The organism is Pseudomonas sp. MF4836 (assembly GCF_002018875.1).
Lineage (GTDB): Bacteria > Pseudomonadota > Gammaproteobacteria > Pseudomonadales > Pseudomonadaceae > Aquipseudomonas.
This window is the reverse complement of sequence record NZ_MVOL01000003.1, coordinates 463,753-484,412: the sequence shown is the minus strand read 5'-3', so window position 1 is coordinate 484,412 and position 20,660 is coordinate 463,753. Positions and strand designations below refer to the sequence as shown.

The window sequence follows — 20,660 nt, the reverse complement described above, 5'->3', positions numbered from 1 at the left end:
TTTAATAAACTAGAGGTACAATTAAATAAACAACATCACAAAAGGAAAACATGAACAAAAATCTTAAACAAACGATATGGCTAATCACTTTTGGAGTAGCCACCTTCGCACTCACTAGCTACGCTCCGATTATTTTACAAAAGTTTTTGATGACTTCTTTGTTCCTATTCCTATATTTTGGCTCATCAATGTATTTAATCTATGGGATTTTATATCAACCAGCAAAAGCGTTTTATTACACCTTTCTAGGCAGTGGGTACGAAATCACAAAAATCAAAATGCCAGAACTTTTTGACTTTAAGTTGCTACTAAAATCAGTCGGAAAATACCTAGCAAGGTTTATAGCTCTTTTTATACTTTACACAGCAGTTATGGTAATAAGTTCAAAGACAAACACATTTTTGATTGAAAAAGAACAAACAACCAGCCAAGTGCTGGTTTTTTTATGCCCGAAATAAAACAACATTAAATAATTGGCTTCTACCTCTTCACATTTAACAATTAAATGTTAACCTGAATACATACAACAATTATTCAGGAGAACAAATGTGTAACGAAGATTTAAAAAACATTGGGCGAAAATCAAAGGAAATGATTTTGACAAGAACGCCTGAAGAAGACGCCAAAATCAAAAAACTCTATAACAGTGGCGTTAGCATAGCCAGCATTGCAAGAGAGTTCGGCGTTAGTAGACAAGTCATGATTGCCAGAATTAAGAAGCTAGGGATATGGTTCAAAAACAAAACCCCAGTCAATTCAAAAAAAATCATCAACCTTTGTGTAGTTCAGAATTGCACATTGAGCGAGATTGAACAAAGAACAGGTTGGTCTAAAGTATCCATTCACCACGTTTTGAAAGAAGCAAATTTGAAATGTAAAAGGGACAAAGGGCCAGCGGCTAGAACGGAGATACCAAAAGAAATTCTACATGAATTATTCATTGTGAGGGACATGACTGCAAGAGAGCTTTCAAAGATATTTAATACTGGTATATCAAATATGAGAGACAGGTTAAAAGAAGCTGGAATAAAGAAACAACGCTCCAAGAAAAAAGAAACTCAATAAATCATCCAGCCCAGTGCTGGTTTTTTTTGCCTGTCGTTTACAAATTAGGAAAGCTTGATAGTATTAAAGTAATGAACCACAAACTACACGATGAAAACAACCAACCAAATTGACGTTGAAAAGTTAGCGAATGAATTCAATGACCACTCAGTAAACGTTTTCCCAAAATACCTAACCACCCAGTTGATTGACGCTAAGAAGAACTACAAGGCAAGAATCCCGCACGTCATCGCTATGAAGCGAAAAGCTCACTGGTCAACAGAAGATGTAAGACAGGCATTCAACTACAATGAGCATAATTTCAAACTCATTCAGTACAACGCACACTTCATCAGCATTTTTCAAAGCTTCATCGAAATGACCAAAGATTCAGACCTTGATGTAATCACTAAAAGCCAACGCATCAGGTTCAGTAAGGATTGCATCCTGAAGCTGTATCGCATAATAGCCATTTACAAGGCCACAATCATGACGGGCTAGGCGTTAGGTCTACCAGTCAAAATTTCATCTCAAAAGTGGCTGTATTGAGCTTGGGAACCATGATGAACCTAATGTGTGTCACATCCTCCCATTCAGCGACTGACGCAGCCAACCCAGCAACGTGTACGCACATGAGCGGGCTTCCCTCCCCGTCTAAGCGGAAATTAGCCTTCAAGCAACGTTCAGTGAACTCTACGCCGGTCAGCGTAGGGCGAGTGGTGCCGAAGTGGCGAAGCTCTTCTAGTGCTGAAAGCAATGCGTCTTCAAACGAACCTTTCTCAATGTCAGCTAAAATCGTAGTGTCTAAATAAATCATCCTTAATTCTCATATTATCTACTAATACTAATATCCTAAATCCTCAACAAGTCAAAGAAGGCATGATTTAGCCTTCAATTTCCTTTGTTCGACTCATTAACCCAACTGTTGAAATCACACGTTGTATTCCATGCATCAGCGTCCACAACGTCAACAGCTTGTTCTGGTGAAGAGCTTTGAGTGTCTTTCACAAGGGCTTTAGGCTCAGTGAAAATTGAGTCGAAATCCATTCTGTATTCTTCATCACTCATGTCTTGCGTCATTTCAGGCACATTCACTGGCTCAACATCCACAACACCGGACTTCTTTCTTTCATAGGCTTTGACAGCTAATGAAACCTCAGTCTCAGCCAAAAAGTCTATGTTGGCTAGAAGGCTGTCTTTCTTAACAGAACCTTGCTCAGCACTATTCTCAATTTTAGGAAGAATTGAAGCACAGGCAACGTCTGGTAAAGCTGGGGCTTTTCTTTCAACTGGTGCATTATCTCTTGCGAATTTTTTCAAATTGAATGACTTATTGATAATCAACGTCTTTTCAACGATGGTCTTTCCCCTTCTCACATCAATCACGTCATCAACATAACCAATCTCTTTGTAATACTGTATTGCTTCATTCAATGACTTTGAGGAACATTCACAAAGCTTCAACATGGTTTTAACGCTGAATCTAGCCTCACCATAGGCATTGAACATTTCTACTTTATCGAAAAGAATTCTTGGCGTACCACTCTTCAAAGCCATCTTGTCTTTCCAATCAATTTTCTTACTCCATGTGTCTTTAACAACGGAGTCAGTGAAAATATCACCAAACTTGATATGGATAAAATCACCCTTGATTTCTCTTTTGTAGATAAATCTGTCATTGATTTCACCACCATCTTTCATCACTATCTTAGCTGATGAATAGAACATTCTATCTAGAACCTCAATGAATGCAGCCTTGTAGAAACCAGTGTGTTTAGTATCAAGGTTGCAATCACGCATCACTAATTGAAAGTCAACCACAAGGTCAGAGCCTTGTTGCTCATAAGTCTTTTGAAGTTTTGAAACTAGGTCATGACAGAAAACAAAATGTAACTCAGTGTTTAGTTGATACCCGTAGAAAACAAATTCTTTGTAAGGAGTGCCGCCAAGCTCTTCTTCACCAATATGGATGGTTACAGCATTAGGTGATACTTCAACACTTCTCAAACCCAAGCTGTTAGCTTTTTCAAGGTTTGCAATGTCGTTAGATTCACCAACCGCATATTTTTGCAAATTCCTAGCAGGGTTAAACATGGAGAGAAGAAGAAGGCTCTTAGCCCAAACCCCTTGATTACCCGATACTTTCGCTTCTTTGTAAACATCCATGAATGTTTTGTATATTTCTGTTAGCTCGTTATTGTTGTTCATCCTATGTAATCCTTAGTTATATAAATATCATTACATAGAAAGCTTAAATGTCAAACGTATAGAGCTACTTTTTTAAAAATAAAATTAGGCAAAAATTCACGATGTTGATTTTAAGCCATTTTTTCACGTCAGAGCACAGTTGAAGTAGAATGAAGCACAGTTGAAGTAGATTGAAGCACAGTTGAAGTAGAATGAAGCACAGTTGAAGTAGAATGAACGATTTTGACCACCCCTGTAAGCCACGTATTTAAAGGGTTAGAGAAATCGGCTCAACAGTACATATAGTACTCTTAGTACAAATAGTACCTCTTATATCTTAAGGTCAAAATCAAAAGCATCTGGTGAATAAAATCAAAAAACTAAAAACTTTCCTTTCAAACCCTTAAAGTCTATATGTCGGAATTGAAACGAGGTACAACTTAAATTTTACTGTATCTTCAAGCACAGTTGAAGTAGATTGAACATTACTATAATAAATATATGCAAAAAATTCACTCTATACGTTTGACATATAAGAACCAAATGTTACGATTAAAGTAACAACGAGAAAATATATGACAGACATTAGAAAAAGAAAAAGAGTACCATTTTCGGTACGCGACACAGTTATAAGAAAAAACAACATCTACAACAGAATAACAAAACTTGTAGTTGAAAACTACGAACCTGAAAAGATTCACAACCTCAAGCCTGATTTAGTTAAACAATCTTCATTCATCATCAACGGTTTATGGTTCATAACAAACCACTTGAAACACCTTGTCCATTTAGAAGGAACGAAAGGTTGTATTGAAGGTGGAAATTACGTGAGCTACACGCCCGTTAAACTACTTAAATTGATTGACAGTATCATGCTTGAAGTCTTTGGAGAGATAATTGATTTAGACACAATCACTCCTGAACACATCATGAAAGCAGAAAGGTACTTTGAAGCTTGTGATGAGAAACTGAGAAACATTGAAATGAGAGCAACCCTTTGAATAGGGTTTTCTTGTATCTCCGAATTGAAACGAGGTTTGAACTGGATTTTATTGAATTTACGGGATTAAACTAAAAACCTAGCCTTCAATCAAGATTCTTACCAAGCCTACTGACCATGAAACAAAGACACAAAGCCCCACCCGCTGCATACATCCATTGCTTCTTAAACACCACGTCTAAACAGTCATTGAACGCCATGTAGGGGTTTCCACTGGCGTAGTACCCGCCAGAAAAAAACATCACAGTGGCAAAAAATAGAGAGACAGCGACAAAGAACAGCACAAATTTAGTAATCATAGATATCCGAATAATTGTTAATCAAATTATACATGTCAGTTGAAATTAATCAAATCATCATAGAACACCAACAAACGTTAAACTCAATAAATAATTGAAATATTATAATACTTTGCTATTTACAATTGACCAATAAAGGTTACAATATTACTATATAAACAACAAAAGAGTTAATCATGAAAATCAAAGATACTACCAATAAACAAATAGCTGTATTTCTTTTGCTACTATTAACACTTGCAACATCAGCTTCATTAGCAACAGCTCTCTTCATGAAATTTGATGTTCGTGTTTTGTACCAAGCCATAGGATATTTTTCAATATTCATTTATCACATTTGTTTGATGGTAGCTTTAATATCAATTGAAACTGAGGATGATAAACCACAACAGCAAGAATTTGACTTCGCTTAACCTATGAAACAACAACAAGAACCCGAGAGGGTTTTTTATTTGCCTGAAATTTGACCTTGAATTTACGACAATAACCGCATGTCAATGTAGATAATCCGTTCTTAAAAGTCACAGGGATTGACGTTAAGAAATATACATGCTTGTTTTTGAAAAGCTGAATGGTAAAATGAAAGAGACAAACAATTTATTATTATATGAGAATACCCACTAACACCGGAAAGATTGAATTTGCTACAACAACGGACAAGCTAAAAAGCTTTGATGAATTCACTGAACTGTTGAAGGTTGTAGAAGCCGCTTCAATCATGGAGAAGAAAGCCAAGCACGGAGACATACCGCTCATCATCAAAATTCTTGGCTTCATGCAAAAGGTCTACAAATGGAAATCCCCGGCTGAAAAAGCACAAGCAATAGCTTACTCAAAAGGTTTGGTGTATCCGATATCCACTCACCTACCCGTCTACACGGCGATCTGCAACTACAACCGTCAAGACCTCGCCCTAGCCTTCTCACACCTGTTTCACGATTACCTAGGGCACCAGATTCTAGAAATCACTGACCTGACTGAACAAGGTGCTGTCTTCATTGCTTTTGACCTTTTAGAGCAGTTCGACCCTACGGCAATACCAAACGACCTAGAAGCCAAAGCACGCGGCCAAAAGGGTGAATTTGTGAGGTTTTTGGGTAAGCCGATGGCCTTCTACAACGCCGTTGAGACGAAACGACCATTCCAGTATCAACAGCTACTGGGCAAGAACTACTACGAGAGCAAACGCTACAAACGCCTGCAGGAGCTTCTAGGAACACCAGCCGTGGCCGATGAGACGATATCCATTCCTACACCAGCCCTCCCCGCTTTTAACCCACCAGAAGAGCTTTTAAAGCCGGTTGAACAGGAACCAGCTCAGGAAGAAAGGATTGTGTTGGAGGTTGAAGAAGTGGAAATCAGTGAAGACAGCTTCTTAGATGATTCATCGTTCATTGATGTAGATGAGCAAGGTGTAGAGGTTATGGATATAGGTGACTATGAAGACGCACCAGAAGCTTCTGATGGAATGGATTGGATGGAAGATGTGGATGTGAAGACCAAGTGATGAACGTTAAACAGAAACAACAAGGGAGCTTATCAGGCTCCTTTGCTTTTCTTGTATTCCGCAATGTAATCAAATTCATCTGAAACAGAGCTTAAAAATTTGAAGCGAAACTTATTTGTCTCAGGTGTGTAATACAGCTCTAAAATGTCCAAATCCGCTGGGGTTCTGTTGTGCTTCAAGCTAATCCGTTGAACCATTCCAGCTAAGCTTTCAACTGACATTTGCTCAGGGAATCTTTTTTCTTCATGCCCATGACTCTCAATGTATGCCGTGCGTAAACGCATAAGGTCAGGATTAAACAGGTAATGTTTCTGCTTAATCATGCGAGTGAATATCTCATAACCCTTCATTGAAAGCTCAATCTCAAACTCTACACTTCTTTCATTCGTTTTAAGTGTCAAAGGTATAGAGCTGTTTTCGTTCATATCACACCAACCGCTTTGCAAATTGCTAATGCTATTGCAGTGGTGATTGCACCATAAGCCAGCCCATAATTTTTGATTGGGTAGAAATGGTTGACTCTCACAAGAACATCAACCGTTGGCTTTATGGTTAAAACGACAAAAGCTAATAGAGAAGCTGTCAACGACCAATCTAATGATAGATGGAGAATCATGAAAGCTATGCTTGAAAGAATATACCAGTAAAGAGTAATTTTTGCGTTAATTTTTAAGTTAGTCATATTGAATAAAGATGTTGTTACTTTTATCGTATCATATATAAATACCCTAATCAAATAAAAGGCATTAAAAAACCAGCTTCATGCTGGCTTCTTTTTCAACTGTCTTAACCTTCTCTTCAAATGAACCGCAATGATTATCCCATGAAATGCAAAACCCAAACTGACTGGAATGAATAAACCAACCATCCAGATTCCGAATTGAGCAAATGATGAACCACTCAACCCAAAGCTTCCAACAGCAACGCTAATTATAAAACTCATAACACACAATCTAAACAAATCGTTGACGCTTAATCTTTTCAAATGTTCAATTTTATCAATATTCATAAACCCACATAACTTATTCTTTCTTTCATTCTATCATGCCTTACCATCAAAACAATAAGGCACAATATTTATCTTCCTAACTTACCAATAAAACCTTTCGCCTTAGACATTAACTGACCAATCGCATCATCATAAGAATCAGCTCTATAACAGAATTTGTTGATTGCCGCTTCTGTTGCTTTAAAAGAAGCCTTCATGCCGATAAAGAAGGAAACCATGTAGCTGATTGAATAGATAAAAACAAAGAACAAGGCTTTCAACGTCAATGTTGCTGTACCTGCGTCACTATTCTCAATGGCAAAACCACCAAACAATTTACTGAGTAAAATACTAGCTATGAACATCAAAATCATCATAGTAGTAAGACCGATGATAGAGCCGATTGATACAAGTGGCATTCTCAACATAACGTCAATAACACCATACTTCTTCATCATGTCGGTAAACGATTCACCATCGTCTCTGAACATTTTTTTGTAGGTACTCATGAGCAAGGCATAGCCAAAGGTAAATGGCACAAGGAACGGCATCAACATGCCCACAGCAAAGAGCCTGAAGTAATCAATGAACATCACTCTAATCAAGAATAGCGTGGCGATACCTAGGGCACCGATGATACCCAATGCCGCCATACCGAAACCGTGCCAGAACCTAGCATTGCTGATGTAGTAAGGTCTATTAGGGTCTTGCTGGTCAGCAGCTTCAAACTTAGTCTTCCAATAGGTTTCAGCAACAATAGCTATGGTATAAACAGAAGCAACGTATGGAATAATCTCACGGCCAAGCTCAAAGACTGGTGTAACGAAGTTAGCTGTTGCTGATTTACAGAATCCGCTTTGTTTACAGTCTTTGTATTGCATACCAGCGTCAGTTAAAGCACCACCCGCTACACCATCCAACAAGGCTATCATTTCACTGTTGATATTAGATTGTGGCTTCAAGCTTCCATAATATTCGTTCAAACCGAAGGTATTCTTTGAACCTTGACCATCGAAAATTGAAAGGTTGTCTTCTAGGTTGAAGAATTGTTGAAGCTTACTTTTCTTGATAGCCACTTCATTCACCACTTCAAGGTCAATAGCTTTCATGGCGGTTGACTCATAGGCTTTCTTGTAGATTGAACCCAATTGGAAGTTAGAGAACATGTCATCATACTTAACCGACTCAATCACCGACTTATCAACACTATTACCATTCTTCAACATTTCAGTGAATGATGAAAAAGCCAACTCATCAACCTGTTGCTGAATTTGCCCCTGAACAACGTCTACGTCTGCAATTTCTGAATTTTGTAAGGTCTTAACAAAACCATCAGCACTGATATTGAATGAACCATCAGCCTTCATATCCACACAGCTAGAAATGTAATCCTTGATTAAATCCTTATCAACGTTATAAACGCTTGCACAATTATTGTTGATAATTCCGTATGCGATATTTCTTAATGCGGGTTGCATACTCATCATTTTCAACATCAGGATAGAGCTTTCGTTTGTTGTCTTCTTATCAGCGATATGGCCTATTTTGTAGGTTTTATAACCAAGCTCTTCACTAGCACAATACTGGGTCTTTTCAATATCACCAGCCTGATAGAACTTAACCGAATTTTTACCAGTCGGTTTTTTTTGCTCTTTGAGTAAGCAAGCAACGAATTCTTTATCTTTAAGCTTGATACCCTGATACGTCACTTCAAGATTGCCGGTTTCTACCAACATACCTTTACGTGCAACAATATCTTCTATGTGCCATTCAATCATGCTGTAAACAGCCGCTTCACTGAATGTATCAGCTTCTTTGTGCAATCTGGTTTCAACACCAGACAAGTCATTCACAAAAAATGAAAAGATATTAGTTGAGAAGAAAATTGCGAAGGCCATTACAAACATGATGACGAACAGAACCTTTATGAAAAACGCGAAATGTCCTGTAATTACCGCTATGCCAAGTATGAGAGATACAGCGGCAAAGGGTAAAACGTTCGCACCAAGAACAACACCTTCACGGCTACCCCTGATGAGGGCCATCAAAATCACACCACACAGAATGATTCCGAAGGTTACTGATGAAATTCTGTTTACCACATAGTCAATGGCTTTAAATAACGCTGTTGCAGCGTCATCTTTATATTCCAAATCCACCGTAGTTGAAGTGAAATCCATTGTCATCAAATTAGTAACTAGGTTAACAGCGAAACCTATCTCAGCCTTACCAACAAAGATTTTTATGAACTTGAACATTTGAGAGCTTTTGTCATGCTCTTGAATACATTCTGTAATTTCCATTTTACTCAATGCACCATTACCCGGCTGACAAGCTGATGATGCATCAGCAAAAGCCAGATTTGAAGCAAGCAAAGTGAAGGTGAAGAACAGGATAGTGATTAGTTGTTTCATACGATATTATAATGTGTATATTTAGATTATATCATCTGAATGCCCTATGTCTAATTAAATAGTCAATAAAAAGCCAGAAGCAAGTATGTTGTACAGAACAACACCTAATAAAATAAACACACCTATCATAGATAATCGTTTAATTATTCCTCTTTTGGTTTTCTTCATTATTTTTTTAATTTGACCGTAGGCTAATCTACCAGCCGTGCCCGGTTGCATTTTCATCAATTTTTCATGTCCAACTTCACCCACAGCGGTATACGCAACGGAGAACAAGAAAAATCGGTAAGTCCTAATGCATTCATTCAATTCAGGGTCATTCAGCTCACTCAATGCTTTTATCACATCAGAGAAGCGTTTATCAGTGTTTAGCTTTTGGCGATAGAATGTCTTTCTACTTCTTTCTCTTTTGATGGTTGCCCATAAATTATTATCAGTGATGAATTCAACCAGCTTGTAGAGATTTTTTGTTTGACCACCAGCCACGGAAACAACATCACCAACCCAACCACCGAAGTAGAATAAAGCTAGTTCGTCATTTTTATGAACTGTACTAAGGTTAAAATCTTTACCCGAATGCTCAAAATCAACAAAACAAGTGAAGTAGGCACACAACGATAGAATTTCAGGTCTAAGCTGTTCTTCTGTATAAATTACTTTGGTAAGGTTACTCATATTGAATACTGATGTTATATAATTACATATTACCACGCCTTAATACTTTAACAACCTTTCAAATACGAACAACCAGTAAATAATAAAGCCAGCATTTGCTGGCCTTATCTTATCTACCTTCTGTATTGGTAGGTGGTTTTGCGTCAGTCGGAGGTGTAGCAGGTGCGGTTGGTTTACCCGACAACTGCTTAACCGTCCCAACGGCTTTTTCTTTCATCGCTTCCATTGAACCGACAGCAGCTCTTTCACCAAGATAGGTGACAGCCAAAGTTTCAAGCGTTCTGTTAGCAGCAGCTTCATCAAGAATGTTGCTGTCACTACCAACAATCACGTTCTTCATGCTCATTGTCAATCTAGGAATGGTCAAGAACAAGGTGTGTAGGAAAGCGTAGGTAAACAATACAACCACGATACCAGCCAACATACCGAACACCCCACCCTCACCCGCTACGGACGTGTAGATAGCTCTAGACACGCTTGTAAAGGATAAATAATAGATGAAGGTAAGCATGATGTAATGACCGATAAGGTAGAACAAAATGCCCAACCAGCTACCAAAGATTTGCTTCAATCCAGTCAAAGCGTATCTTGGGTCACGTTTATATATTGCTTGAAGGATAGCCAAGTAAATCACAAGCACCATTTCAACAACCAACAACAAGCTTAACGCAGCAACCATTATCATTTGTATGGCAGGTAGAATTTGTAAGGCTAGTGCCCATAACCCAATCATGATAAAGATGTTAGCAAGCAAATCTAACGGCACCAACAATACATCAAGAGCGGCCATCGCCATTTGGAACAAGAAGGCGAATTTGCTAAGAACAGCAGAAGCCTTACCTAATTGCTTGCCAATCCATGAATCACCACTGATACCAAATTTATTGATGATACTACCAATGTCAAACTGTTTAACAGCAGCAACAGCCGTGGTGCCCATTTTGATGTAAACACCCAACATGAGCGGGTCACTTCTGTAAATTGAAGATACTGTTGCTGTACCTCTGTTATCACATGCAAGGGCCATTGCATTACATTCCACAATACCTCTTGAAATCGTTTTGTCTTGTGATAAACCTAAGTCACCTTTGAAATTTGAAAACAAGGCAGAGTTACTTTGCATGATGTTGATGAGCGTATCACTGAATGACTCACCTTCTTCATTGAAGTTTTGAGCCTGTTGATACGTTGTGCTACTACCCGCTTTCGCTGGGTTAATGAGTGAATCGAAAATCAAAGGTTTGTAATCAGTGGTGATTTGTTTATAACCTTCATTGTTAGCAAGGTCTTTTGTTTCTCTTTCATCACCAAACAATTTGTTGAAGTCCACACCAACGCTGTAATCACCACCAGCCGCATAATCAACAACCAAACCATTTCTAACAGAGTCACCCATTCTTGCACTGTTATTCAAAGCTTTACCGATGGCAGTAGCTGAAACACCAGCATGAATAAATCCAAGGTCTATGTTTGAATACAATGCGTTTTTGTATGGATTGTTTGCTTGCATGAATTTCAACTGACCCAACAAGGCACCTTCTATGATGTTGCTGGTCAAGTTACTAACAGCAATACCGCTAGCGGTTGTTCTGTCTTTGTAGAGCAACACATTAGCTTCATCAGTCTTAGCGTCAACACCCATATACATAGCAACGCCACCTTTGAAGGTCACGCACTGGGTAGGTAGGGTAGCGGCAATTCTTCCAGCATCAAGCCAAGGCGTACCAGCAGCAAGAATGTTAAAACCGTTGATGTGAATGTCATCAATTTGCTTGTCATAGAAATTTGAGCAGTTGTATTTTAAAGGATGGTTGCTCGCTTCCTGCATGTATTTCCATTTACCTTTCCAAGTCAATGCAGGGTTCAAACCTTGTGCAGAGTTTAAGAAAGTAGCACTGTATATCTTGTAGACCTTAGCGTTCGTATCGCTACCCAAGCCCTCAGACAAATACTTTTGTTTGATACGTCCCAAACCACTGTCTAGACCATCAGCAACCTTCAAAACAATGTCAGTGTCATAGAAGCTTTGTGCTTCAACAAATTTTCCATCAGCTACCAAAGACAATGCCGCTGATTCGTATTGATTGAGTTTTGAATAGAAGTCATCAGCAGAGAAAATTTTCTGACCATCCGCTTGAGCAATCAAACGAACTTCATTTGTAAGGTCAGTATCAGCTTCTTGTTCAATAGATGAGTCAAGGTTAGTAGCACGGATAGGGAAAAGGATGCTGGCTCTACCATACTTGGCAGCATCATAGTTATCAAACTTTTCATTCCAGACCATGTTGATTTGTTCAACGATACCGTTACGAATAACAGGAACCATGTTGAGCTTCACATTGTTCTCAATGTCGTTCACAACATCTTTCTTTGTCAAACCAGATGAGAAGAATCCGCTACGACCTAATTGGTTGTTATGAGAAGCGATGATAGCTGTCTTAGTGACCGTCTCAGCTATACCATTCCAGATGCCAATCTGTTCAGATGTATTGTATTGAGTGAGCTTAGGTTGAACGTCAGCAACCACTGTTGTTATGTCAGGTGCGTGTTCAGCAATCGCTACGGTAAACGTCAAGCTAGCCCAGTTCAATATAGCGATGATAAGAAGCACGGCAACGGTGATTACCGTCAAGAAGATTTCAGGTTGAATGAGTAACCCTACACCTAAAACCAACAAGGTCAGTTTGAAGTTTTTTAAATGTTGTTCTTTGATAGCAGCCTTGATTGCAGCACTTTCTTTATCGTTGTATTTTGAGTTCTTACTTGCCGTCCACCAAAGGTTGAACAACCAAAGAATTGCGAAACCGTACCCTATGGCTCCACCAATCCTCAAATAAAGACTCTCAACCAAAACACCCAGCAACCCACCACTGTTTTGAGCTAGGTCAGGATTGTAGAGAAGGTGATTAGCCAGCATCTTTGGAAGTGGAAGCTGAAGGCACGGGCCACAGATGGCACCGTTGAACCCGTTAATGTAGAAGTCCCTTTGAGGGATACTGAATTTAACCAAGTCAGTTGTATCAACCGGCTCAGACGACACACGGGCTTCAGCAGCCACTTCCATTGGTGTACGTTCAGCGTAGACACTACCAGAGAAGGCAAGTGTCATGACCAGCATTAATTTAAATATCCATTTCATTTTGACCTCTTGTTAGATTGTATTCTTGTAAAATTGTATTTATTAATTTGCACACTCACCCAACCAAATAATTTAACCAAATAAATTACGTTAATTAAAAACCCAATTAGCGTAAATATGTACATGTGCATAAATGATAAATCATGGCCGACATAGATAGCCAAAACAGAAGGCCAGAAAACAATGAGCAACCCTATTGAAAAGTAAATTAAATTTAGCAACGCATCGAATGCATTTTTAAACATTCTCATGATGACCTCTCGTTATTAGCTGTCTCATATTCTATAAGCTCACAATCATCACTAATTCCGTAGCAGATTTCTTCCTTACCCCCGCAGGCAAGATAGAGCTGAATCGAAGCCAATGTAATGAAATAGTGAAATACAAAAGCGAGCAACATAATGAATGGAGCTGCCATTAAGGAACCATATAATGTCGTAAAAAGCGAGTACCCCAAGATAGCTAAAACAAATGTAGAAGCCGTAGGAATTATAAGACCCATCAAGTACCACATTGGTTCTTTTAAAAATGTTTTTACTGCAATACCTATAACCTGACCTGTTGATAAAATTTTCATTTACTCACCTCCTTTGTTGTTTGTTGTTCGTTAGTGCCAAGAAGAATATCAAGCACCAAGCCACCAACAGAACACATCATTTCTTGACGACCTGATGAGTTAGCATGAGAGACATTTGAAAGAAGGATGGTGATAAGAAAAAATGAGGAAACCGCTATCTCATTGAGTAGAGAGCTTTTCTTATTCTTATTAGTTGATTGACTATTCATATACAATAACGATGTTGATATTTTAATATTACCATGCAGTTAATTTATTGCAAATGAACCACGTATTATAATGCTAAAATTTTATTGACCAAAGAACATCAAAACCCAGCTAAGGCATTTGACCTGCAGAAAACTTCACACGGTAGACATGCAACGGTAGACACATCATTTCTCAACGGTAGACACATGACGGTAGACACCATACGGTAGACACTATCTACAAGCTAAAGAAATCATTAAAGCAAGATGTATGTATTTGTCTACCGTCAAATAGTTTTCTGACGCCTTTCAGTTGTCTTGTATTTCAAGCTAAATTTGTATAGCAACATCCCTAAATATTGCCCTACCTAACTATCAAATAATAGCCACTTAATTGACTACCCTAATTAGTATGATAATATTTAAAGTATAGATAGAACTATTCTTTCTTATCATTTAACTAATAGGAGCTATAAATGACTACACCAATTATTTTGGCTGATGGAATCATCAACAAACTTTCAACAACTGGCGATTATGAATTGACCAGAAGCAGAACAAAATATGAGAAGCAAAAGCAAGACAATGAAAGGCTTCTTGCAAAACTTGAACATGAAGAACGTGAGCTTAAATCTAACGCTTTTGATTTGCTTGATAATCCAGATGCTCTTGAAACCGCTAAGGAGAAAATCAAGTCTAAGTCTCATGAGATAGAACAAGCTCGTTTGGATAGGGACACGTTCAAGATTGTGCTTAATCGCATCGACAAGCTGTTAGAAGAAATCGTTACCAAGAAGAACCATGAACAGATTTTGAAATACTTGAAGTCACTAGGCTACACCACCTTGGAGCAGGTCAAATCAGCTCTATCAAAGAACCACTAACAGAGGACTAGATGAACGCACCAAAGGAGAAAAGAAACAAGAAGATTGAACTGAAGCTAAACCCTTCCTACGTCAACCTACTTAATGAAATTGCCTTCACGTATGGTATCAATAACGTCAACTCACTTGTTGACATGATACTCAATGGTAAGGCTTTGACCCGTAGTCAATCTGGCCGTGAATCTAAAAAGCTGATGAACAACATTGGTTCACAATCAACACAGTCAATTCAGATAGTCAAAGAAGTCTTGAAGAACGCTAACGTTAAGAAATTACCGTTGGCGATTGCAGAGGTTCAGAAGGTTGAAACTGGGTTTAAGAAACTCAAGAATGTAGCCTCTGTTAACATTCTTACCACCTTTCAAGACCAAGTTGAAAATCTTGCAAAGTCGATAGGTTCTATGATCACTGGCAACGTTCGACATGAAGCTGATACGTCCAAAGAAGCTGAACGTTTCAAAAGGCGTCTCAGTGAAATTGACGTGAATGAAAGGCTACCACGCAAGAGAAATTTCTACTCACGTCACACCAGCACCGTCTATGCCAGCAACTTCAAAAACAATGGCGTCTTCCAAGCTGGTCAACGTCCTGATGCCTACAACCGTCGAGCATTAAAGCACGCCATTCAAAGCAAGGTTGAGTTCCTAATAGAGCATGTCAACACAGAGCAATACAAACGTGCTGATGCGTTGCTGACCCAGTGGAACGACCTCAACCACGCTATCAACACCAGCTTGCTTGAAGGCAGCTCAACGGGCATTGAAGAACTATTTAAGGGGATTGTTTCTCTCAACAAAAAAGCTAACGAAATTAAAGGTACAACATGACAACAGCAGCAGCGATGGAAGCTGACCACGACAATAAACAGAAGATTCAGAAAGCCAAAGGTGGGAAGAAATTTGTCTCCAAGGCTCGTGAATTTATCCACACCAGAGAAGGCTTGAAATCAGTCATCAAGTATCTCATATCTGAATCAATCCACCTGAAAGAACAAGGTATCATTCAGCGAATCCCAACCGAGCTAACAGCGTTGGTAGCCCTACCCTTTCCATTCGTTTACCACGGCCAATCTTGCTACAAACAGAAGCTTGATGAATACAGCTATGCCGTAGCAGATGCATTGATTGAAGAATGGGAAAAGCACGCTACCCCAGCCGAATTAAAGCAGTTGAAAAAGAACCAGAGCTTGAAAGGTGCAACAGAAGCTGAACGTGCGGAAATCATGAAAGCCTATTATGTCTATGACCACTTCTTGACCATTTCCCCACAAGAAGCAGCAAGATTGTCAGAGAAGCAGCAAGTCAGATTACTTCTTGATATGCGTGTCGAATTCACCAAGCTATTCACCAGAGAAAAAGAAGATAACTATCCAACCTTTCCAGTACCGCACATAAAAATAGAGGATGGCGTGTACAAGTCACACCTTCATATCCCAATGCTTAGCAAGTCGTATGATGGCAAGAACCTTGACCTAAATAACACCAAGCTCAGAATGTTTTGGGCGTTGATACATTTGGAGAATTCACCAGCGTTCAGCCAGTACCTAGACAAAACCAACACCCTTGCAGCTCAGGAACGTTTCATACCCCCTAGTGAAAAGGAATACAAAGCTTTCCAGTCGATGATGCGTAAGGTTTTCAAAAGCCCTTCACCAGAAGCACAGAAGAAAGCTATGGCTGAACATAACGTTTCAATCATCGCTAACCCTAACCCTGAATCCAGCAAAGACGCCTTGCTGGTCAAGTGGGGTGATAAGACCTACAACCTGAAATATTGTGCCGGTACTGGTAAGTTCGGAAAGAAAGAGCTTGTGCGTGCTATCAACCTTTTTAATGATGAAAAACAGGCTCCAGATGAGAAGATGAAAGCCGAACACATAAGACATTACAAAACGAAAAATCTGATGGCCGAGGTTGTAGAGATATTGAAGAACCCTGACCACCAGTCATTCACCGACCTTAACGCCGCCCTCGAGGCTCACAACGTCTTCTTGCTACCCAACCTTACCAAGACTGGCACGCTCCAGGGATTCAGCGTCTACCTAGTAGATACTGACACTGAGGTTTCCATGTCCAAGCTGGGTATATCGTTCAAGAAAGACCTACCCATTGACCTCAACGACCCGGCCACCATTGACGCTATCCGTGCCGTGCGTGAAGCGAACCGTCACCGCAAAACCAAAGCCACACGCAAAGACCCCGGCCTGTTACCAGAGCCTGACATTGAGCTTTCTGGTACCCAGTGGAAGAAGGGTTTCAGCTACAAGAAGAAATTCATGTATGACTATGCCGGTATCCCTGAATACATGTCAGACAACGGGGGGCAGTTCGGCATCACCCTCAAGAACTACCTGACCTTTGACCGTGGCGTCTTCTATGACAAGCGATTCCAGCGACAAGCCATAGTGGTAAGGGAATACACCAGCGACAGCCTCAAAACCAGCTTGACCAGCGAAAGCCCAGCAGCGGCTAGGGCACTGGCTCAGATGTATTTAGAGAATGGGTACTCAACGGTAGTCATCACCAGTCAGGGAACCACACGCAAAGCCCAAAACATCTGGCGTGAGGCTTCCATGCTTGGCTTGAAGGTCGAAGGGTACACCCCTACACCAGATGATGAGCAGTGGTTGAAGATCGAGCTGCAGAAGAAAGCGTTGGCCGTGCGTGAAGCCAACCAACGAGCGATTACGGCCTACAAAGCCACCGGGCAGGTGTTCGACATTAAGACCGTCTCAAACCAGTGGAAAAGCGTAGACAGAAGCCCTATCGCGTTCGCTTTCGTTGACTTGCTCAAAGCTGGCCTTGACCCGCTCATGGTCAATCACCCACCCAAGAAATCGAAGCACAAGGCTCTACCCGCAGATCCAGACACGAAGGCACCGGCAGAACTCACCACGATGTATCACCAGATACTGGAGTTGGTGAAGCTGGAATGCCCTAACCGCTTGGAACAGGCTCAGAAAGCTCTTGAGAGGTTCAAGCCAGTGGATGTAGTCAAGGTTGAAGAAGCCCCGGCAAAACCAGTGGTAACGGTCACACCAGTAGCACCAGTGCTACCAGTCACACCACCAGCTCAACCGGCAGTAGCTTCAACACCTACCCCACCTGCTACCCCGGCACCTGCTAAACCAGAGACGGAAGCTGACATTGTGAAACGTAACCTTGATGAAATCAGGGCCAGAGAACGTGCTGAACAAGAAAGAAAAGCCCAAGCTGATGAGCTTAAAGCCACAAAACCTAAAACAAAGTAAAACAAAAACCCCATCAAGGGGTTTAGTTTATTTCTCTATCCATCACTCAAATGGATTATCTAACAATTCTATCAACACTGACTTTCTGTATTCTTCCATCAAGCGGTTGCTTGTCTCTCTATCAAAATCAGCTTCATCATAATTGCTGAATGGATTGTCTAATTCATAGTCATAATCAAACCCATCATCAAACCTTTCTAACGCCACCAACGACGCTATAAATTCTTTTTCTTCATTTGTGAGTATGCTTTCGTTGTTTGTGTTCATAATATTCAAAATTGTTAGTTACTATCATTCTACCAAAATCAAACTGGATTTCAATATTTGTATAACGAAATTATTGAACAAGGTTATTTATATGATATTATGGAATTATAACAATAGGAAAATTAAATGAAGTTCACTAAGAAATACACATCTGATGTAGTAGATAAGCTGGTAGACATTGCAATTGATTCAACCTTTGAATTACCAGAAACCCACTTAAACAATCTTTTCAGCGTGGTCAACCTTGGCATGTATGACGCTTTACGCCATAGGGCAAAAGCTATCAGCCCTCGAAAGAAAGAAAAGGTTGAAGTGTGTAATGAACTGTTCAAAGAACTTTACGAGCTTATCAAAGTAGACATTGAAGAATTCAGAAAATTGACCATTGAAGCCAAGACAGCAAGCTTCACTCAAAATAGAATTTTAGAGATTGACCCCTCTTCATACAACAAGAATGAAATGCTGATGACCTTTGACAAGAATAGCGTTGACATGGATTACATCTACCTGACTCAACCAGTCAGAAAAAAATTTAACGATAAACACAAACAGATTATTCACAAGATTGAAAATCTATTGATTAACAACTAACATGAGGAAACCATGAGCAATGATAAATATACGCACGAACAGCTACAAGCTGGTTATGAGAAAATGAAAGGTGCTTTGGCCGAGTCCGCTACTCGCGTCGAAGAGAAAAGTAAGGTACTAACCAAGAAGGTAGGCTTACTGAAATTTCATGAAAACCTTAAAGACTTCAATAAGTACATTTGCAGTCCCTACAACCATCATAACCATACGCCAAACATCATTCCCGTTTTGAGAGCCTACATCGTCAAAAGAAGTGATGTTGATACAGCGTACAGCGAAGACTACTTAGCAGAACTCACCAAGCACATAGAAACTCACAACAAGCTGTTGAAAGTGCGTGTAGCGTTGAAACACAAAACGGTTCACATCTTTGAAGCCCAGCTTGTCATGAAGAAATATGAAACGTTTTTTGTCGATGATGAAGGTAAGAAAAGAGCTAACCTAGACCTCATAGAAGCGGCTCTAAATACGCAGATAGAAGAAAACAACGGCGGTAAGCCAGCGATTAAGTCTATCACCGCTTTCAAGTATTCAAGAAGTAAAGATAAACCTGAAACCACTACCCTATTCAAAGCCAGTTACAAAGATTTGCTGTTCAATAATTATGGCCTTCAAATCGAATGGACAAATGGCGAAAAAGAAAAGATAGACATGTATAAAGATGCCACTTACTACAAGAACCTTGAAAGTGGTCTAGATGGAAAACTAGGAACTTATGCCATTTACAAAGCTGAAAAACCTGATGCCACTTCTAAAACCACAAAGGAAGAAATCAAAAGTGAAATCATAAACAACATAATCAATGAACCGGAGAAACCAAATGAATAATCAGTCAACCAACCATTTCTTAAACAAGTGGGATGAATTCTTGAAAAAAGAGAATTGCCATATTAAACCAGATGAGAAGGCTGAAATCCTTAAAGACATGGCAGACATTTTTGATGAGAACTTAAAAGATAAACCACGTCAGGTAGATGATGTGGAGTAAATTTCTCTCACTGTTTAAATCCGCTAATGCTATTGCAGTGGAACCACCAGATTCACAAGATGATTCTGACTTTATCGCTACGCCCAATAATCAGCTTAAATTGAAAAGCCTCAACCTATCACATGACAAGGTTGAACGTATTTTTCTTGACCATGCTTTCAAACATGGTTTGCGTGATGCCTATCAGATTATGAGGATACGTGAGCAGGAAATGAAGAACAGAAATGAATTCCATCCAGAAGAGCTTGAACAGTTAAAAGATGAATATCAAATCATCCAGCTAATCATAGAATATGAGCGGAAAGACTTCTTATACAAATGCAAGGCTAACCACATGGAGCTATTACGAAAAATCGCAAAGAAGATAATTGAAGCGAACCCAAGCATTGATAATACCAGCAACCTTGATTTAGTGGTTTTCTGGAATGACAACTGTTCAAAGCTGTTGCAGCCCATAGAGGTTAGGTTAAGTGCAATCAAAACAAAAGTCTTCAAGGAGCTTCACGCCGCTGGAATTCTCTCAGAAGAAGAACCATCGAAATCAACCGACAGTGGTACGGCTACTGAACCCCCTCCAGTTTTGAGCAAAGAAGATGATATTGTGATGGATGGCAGCGAAAAAACAGAAGAAAAGAAATCAACCCTGAACTTTAATTAAACAA

General features: G+C 39.5%; 24 protein-coding genes. 13 read left to right on the top strand and 11 right to left on the bottom strand.

The features are described from left to right. Positions 1–50 precede the first annotated feature (50 nt). The 3 genes from MF4836_RS08950 (at position 51) to MF4836_RS08945 (ending at position 1,545) form a co-directional block, all read left to right on the top strand. Positions 51–458 carry a hypothetical protein gene (locus MF4836_RS08950; protein ID WP_078470034.1) on the top strand — a complete coding sequence of 136 codons (408 nt, stop codon included), beginning with the start codon at positions 51–53 and terminating at the stop codon, positions 456–458. Between the two features lie 88 nt (positions 459–546). Then, a complete protein-coding gene (locus tag MF4836_RS34945; protein ID WP_153050219.1) occupies positions 547–1,065 on the top strand; it encodes a GcrA family cell cycle regulator in 519 nt (172 codons plus the stop codon). Positions 1,066–1,155: 90 nt separating this feature from the next. After that, a complete protein-coding gene (locus MF4836_RS08945) occupies positions 1,156–1,545 on the top strand; it encodes a hypothetical protein (RefSeq protein WP_078470033.1) in 390 nt (129 codons plus the stop codon). Between the two features lie 16 nt (positions 1,546–1,561). Here MF4836_RS08945 and MF4836_RS08940 read toward each other — a convergent pair whose 3' ends face one another. Together MF4836_RS08940 and MF4836_RS08935 are read right to left on the bottom strand one after the other, a co-directional pair. After that, positions 1,562–1,861, bottom strand: coding sequence for a hypothetical protein (locus tag MF4836_RS08940; RefSeq protein ID WP_078470032.1), 300 nt, complete (start codon positions 1,859–1,861; stop codon positions 1,562–1,564). A 74-nt stretch (positions 1,862–1,935) separates the two neighbouring features. Then, on the bottom strand, positions 1,936–3,252 hold the full coding sequence (locus tag MF4836_RS08935; RefSeq protein WP_078470031.1) for a hypothetical protein: 1,317 nt from the start codon (positions 3,250–3,252) through the stop codon (positions 1,936–1,938). A gap of 554 nt (positions 3,253–3,806) precedes the next feature. Between MF4836_RS08935 and MF4836_RS34940 the strand changes: the two genes are divergently transcribed. The 3 genes from MF4836_RS34940 to MF4836_RS08925 all read left to right on the top strand — a co-directional run bounded on the left by MF4836_RS34940 (position 3,807) and on the right by MF4836_RS08925 (position 6,037). After that, entirely contained in the window at positions 3,807–4,232 is a 426-nt protein-coding gene (locus MF4836_RS34940) for a hypothetical protein (RefSeq protein WP_153050218.1), read from the top strand. A 474-nt stretch (positions 4,233–4,706) separates the two neighbouring features. After that, positions 4,707–4,943, top strand: coding sequence for a hypothetical protein (locus MF4836_RS34935; protein ID WP_153050217.1), 237 nt, complete (start codon positions 4,707–4,709; stop codon positions 4,941–4,943). A 194-nt stretch (positions 4,944–5,137) separates the two neighbouring features. After that, a complete protein-coding gene (locus MF4836_RS08925; RefSeq protein WP_078470029.1) occupies positions 5,138–6,037 on the top strand; it encodes a hypothetical protein in 900 nt (299 codons plus the stop codon). A gap of 32 nt (positions 6,038–6,069) precedes the next feature. Here MF4836_RS08925 and MF4836_RS08920 read toward each other — a convergent pair whose 3' ends face one another. The 8 genes from MF4836_RS08920 to MF4836_RS34920 all read right to left on the bottom strand — a co-directional run bounded on the left by MF4836_RS08920 (position 6,070) and on the right by MF4836_RS34920 (position 14,039). Further along, a complete protein-coding gene (locus MF4836_RS08920) occupies positions 6,070–6,462 on the bottom strand; it encodes a hypothetical protein (RefSeq protein WP_153050216.1) in 393 nt (130 codons plus the stop codon). After that, positions 6,459–6,653, bottom strand: coding sequence for a hypothetical protein (locus MF4836_RS35360; RefSeq protein WP_161955737.1), 195 nt, complete (start codon positions 6,651–6,653; stop codon positions 6,459–6,461). Before MF4836_RS35360 ends, MF4836_RS08920 begins: the two co-directional genes overlap by 4 nt. A gap of 144 nt (positions 6,654–6,797) precedes the next feature. Next, entirely contained in the window at positions 6,798–7,046 is a 249-nt protein-coding gene (locus tag MF4836_RS34930) for a hypothetical protein (protein WP_153050215.1), read from the bottom strand. A gap of 68 nt (positions 7,047–7,114) precedes the next feature. Beyond that, entirely contained in the window at positions 7,115–9,439 is a 2,325-nt protein-coding gene (locus MF4836_RS08915; protein ID WP_153050214.1) for a hypothetical protein, read from the bottom strand. 54 nt (positions 9,440–9,493) lie between these two features. Beyond that, positions 9,494–10,114, bottom strand: coding sequence for a hypothetical protein (locus MF4836_RS34925; RefSeq protein ID WP_153050213.1), 621 nt, complete (start codon positions 10,112–10,114; stop codon positions 9,494–9,496). Between the two features lie 109 nt (positions 10,115–10,223). Then, positions 10,224–13,253: a hypothetical protein gene (locus MF4836_RS08910; protein ID WP_078470027.1), complete on the bottom strand. Its 3,030-nt coding sequence runs from the start codon at positions 13,251–13,253 to the stop codon at positions 10,224–10,226. Positions 13,254–13,500: 247 nt separating this feature from the next. Then, a complete protein-coding gene (locus MF4836_RS08900) occupies positions 13,501–13,830 on the bottom strand; it encodes a hypothetical protein (RefSeq protein ID WP_078470025.1) in 330 nt (109 codons plus the stop codon). After that, complete coding sequence (locus MF4836_RS34920; protein WP_153050212.1) at positions 13,827–14,039, bottom strand: hypothetical protein; 213 nt, start codon at positions 14,037–14,039, stop codon at positions 13,827–13,829. The genes MF4836_RS08900 and MF4836_RS34920 overlap by 4 nt, the downstream gene beginning before the upstream one ends. A 455-nt stretch (positions 14,040–14,494) precedes the next feature. Here MF4836_RS34920 and MF4836_RS08895 point away from each other — a divergent pair, with 455 nt between their 5' ends. The 3 genes from MF4836_RS08895 to MF4836_RS08885 are packed head-to-tail and all read left to right on the top strand — an operon-like array spanning position 14,495 to position 18,152. Then, complete coding sequence (locus tag MF4836_RS08895; protein ID WP_078470024.1) at positions 14,495–14,902, top strand: hypothetical protein; 408 nt, start codon at positions 14,495–14,497, stop codon at positions 14,900–14,902. 11 nt (positions 14,903–14,913) lie between these two features. Further along, positions 14,914–15,729, top strand: a complete 816-nt coding sequence (locus MF4836_RS08890; protein ID WP_078470023.1) for a hypothetical protein — start codon at positions 14,914–14,916, stop codon at positions 15,727–15,729. Continuing rightward, positions 15,726–18,152, top strand: a complete 2,427-nt coding sequence (locus MF4836_RS08885; protein WP_078470022.1) for a hypothetical protein — start codon at positions 15,726–15,728, stop codon at positions 18,150–18,152. Before MF4836_RS08890 ends, MF4836_RS08885 begins: the two co-directional genes overlap by 4 nt. Positions 18,153–18,194: 42 nt before the next feature. Here MF4836_RS08885 and MF4836_RS08880 read toward each other — a convergent pair whose 3' ends face one another. After that, positions 18,195–18,419, bottom strand: coding sequence for a hypothetical protein (locus MF4836_RS08880; protein WP_042560839.1), 225 nt, complete (start codon positions 18,417–18,419; stop codon positions 18,195–18,197). A 126-nt stretch (positions 18,420–18,545) separates the two neighbouring features. On the opposite strand from MF4836_RS08880, the gene MF4836_RS08875 reads away from it, so the two are divergent. Genes MF4836_RS08875 through MF4836_RS08865 form a run of 4 tightly spaced genes read left to right on the top strand, consistent with a single transcriptional unit; the run spans position 18,546 to position 20,656 of the window. Beyond that, a complete protein-coding gene (locus MF4836_RS08875; RefSeq protein ID WP_078470021.1) occupies positions 18,546–19,010 on the top strand; it encodes a hypothetical protein in 465 nt (154 codons plus the stop codon). 12 nt (positions 19,011–19,022) lie between these two features. After that, positions 19,023–19,838, top strand: a complete 816-nt coding sequence (locus tag MF4836_RS08870; protein ID WP_078470020.1) for a hypothetical protein — start codon at positions 19,023–19,025, stop codon at positions 19,836–19,838. Beyond that, positions 19,831–19,998: a hypothetical protein gene (locus MF4836_RS35355; protein ID WP_161955736.1), complete on the top strand. Its 168-nt coding sequence runs from the start codon at positions 19,831–19,833 to the stop codon at positions 19,996–19,998. The genes MF4836_RS08870 and MF4836_RS35355 overlap by 8 nt, the downstream gene beginning before the upstream one ends. After that, the gene (locus MF4836_RS08865) at positions 19,985–20,656 is read left to right on the top strand and encodes a hypothetical protein (protein ID WP_078470019.1); all 672 of its coding nucleotides are present in this window, start codon (positions 19,985–19,987) and stop codon (positions 20,654–20,656) included. The genes MF4836_RS35355 and MF4836_RS08865 overlap by 14 nt, the downstream gene beginning before the upstream one ends. Positions 20,657–20,660: the final 4 nt, after the last annotated feature.

Excerpts from the sequence above, each read along its gene's own strand:
- MF4836_RS08895 (WP_078470024.1), top strand. The coding sequence starts at position 14,495 with ATGACTACACCAATTATTTTGGCTGATGGAATCATCAACAAACTTTCA.
- MF4836_RS08940 (WP_078470032.1), bottom strand. The coding sequence starts at position 1,861 with ATGATTTATTTAGACACTACGATTTTAGCTGACATTGAGAAAGGTTCG.
- MF4836_RS08870 (WP_078470020.1), top strand. The coding sequence starts at position 19,023 with ATGAGCAATGATAAATATACGCACGAACAGCTACAAGCTGGTTATGAG.
- MF4836_RS34930 (WP_153050215.1), bottom strand. The coding sequence starts at position 7,046 with ATGAATATTGATAAAATTGAACATTTGAAAAGATTAAGCGTCAACGAT.
- MF4836_RS08925 (WP_078470029.1), top strand. The coding sequence starts at position 5,138 with ATGAGAATACCCACTAACACCGGAAAGATTGAATTTGCTACAACAACG.
- MF4836_RS08935 (WP_078470031.1), bottom strand. The coding sequence starts at position 3,252 with ATGAACAACAATAACGAGCTAACAGAAATATACAAAACATTCATGGAT.
- MF4836_RS08950 (WP_078470034.1), top strand. The coding sequence starts at position 51 with ATGAACAAAAATCTTAAACAAACGATATGGCTAATCACTTTTGGAGTA.
- MF4836_RS34940 (WP_153050218.1), top strand. The coding sequence starts at position 3,807 with ATGACAGACATTAGAAAAAGAAAAAGAGTACCATTTTCGGTACGCGAC.
- MF4836_RS08945 (WP_078470033.1), top strand. The coding sequence starts at position 1,156 with ATGAAAACAACCAACCAAATTGACGTTGAAAAGTTAGCGAATGAATTC.
- MF4836_RS34945 (WP_153050219.1), top strand. The coding sequence starts at position 547 with ATGTGTAACGAAGATTTAAAAAACATTGGGCGAAAATCAAAGGAAATG.
- MF4836_RS34935 (WP_153050217.1), top strand. The coding sequence starts at position 4,707 with ATGAAAATCAAAGATACTACCAATAAACAAATAGCTGTATTTCTTTTG.
- MF4836_RS08910 (WP_078470027.1), bottom strand. The coding sequence starts at position 13,253 with ATGAAATGGATATTTAAATTAATGCTGGTCATGACACTTGCCTTCTCT.
- MF4836_RS08920 (WP_153050216.1), bottom strand. The coding sequence starts at position 6,462 with ATGAACGAAAACAGCTCTATACCTTTGACACTTAAAACGAATGAAAGA.
- MF4836_RS35360 (WP_161955737.1), bottom strand. The coding sequence starts at position 6,653 with ATGATTCTCCATCTATCATTAGATTGGTCGTTGACAGCTTCTCTATTA.
- MF4836_RS08880 (WP_042560839.1), bottom strand. The coding sequence starts at position 18,419 with ATGAACACAAACAACGAAAGCATACTCACAAATGAAGAAAAAGAATTT.
- MF4836_RS34920 (WP_153050212.1), bottom strand. The coding sequence starts at position 14,039 with ATGAATAGTCAATCAACTAATAAGAATAAGAAAAGCTCTCTACTCAAT.
- MF4836_RS35355 (WP_161955736.1), top strand. The coding sequence starts at position 19,831 with ATGAATAATCAGTCAACCAACCATTTCTTAAACAAGTGGGATGAATTC.
- MF4836_RS08865 (WP_078470019.1), top strand. The coding sequence starts at position 19,985 with ATGATGTGGAGTAAATTTCTCTCACTGTTTAAATCCGCTAATGCTATT.
- MF4836_RS08885 (WP_078470022.1), top strand. The coding sequence starts at position 15,726 with ATGACAACAGCAGCAGCGATGGAAGCTGACCACGACAATAAACAGAAG.
- MF4836_RS34925 (WP_153050213.1), bottom strand. The coding sequence starts at position 10,114 with ATGAGTAACCTTACCAAAGTAATTTATACAGAAGAACAGCTTAGACCT.
- MF4836_RS08890 (WP_078470023.1), top strand. The coding sequence starts at position 14,914 with ATGAACGCACCAAAGGAGAAAAGAAACAAGAAGATTGAACTGAAGCTA.
- MF4836_RS08915 (WP_153050214.1), bottom strand. The coding sequence starts at position 9,439 with ATGAAACAACTAATCACTATCCTGTTCTTCACCTTCACTTTGCTTGCT.
- MF4836_RS08900 (WP_078470025.1), bottom strand. The coding sequence starts at position 13,830 with ATGAAAATTTTATCAACAGGTCAGGTTATAGGTATTGCAGTAAAAACA.
- MF4836_RS08875 (WP_078470021.1), top strand. The coding sequence starts at position 18,546 with ATGAAGTTCACTAAGAAATACACATCTGATGTAGTAGATAAGCTGGTA.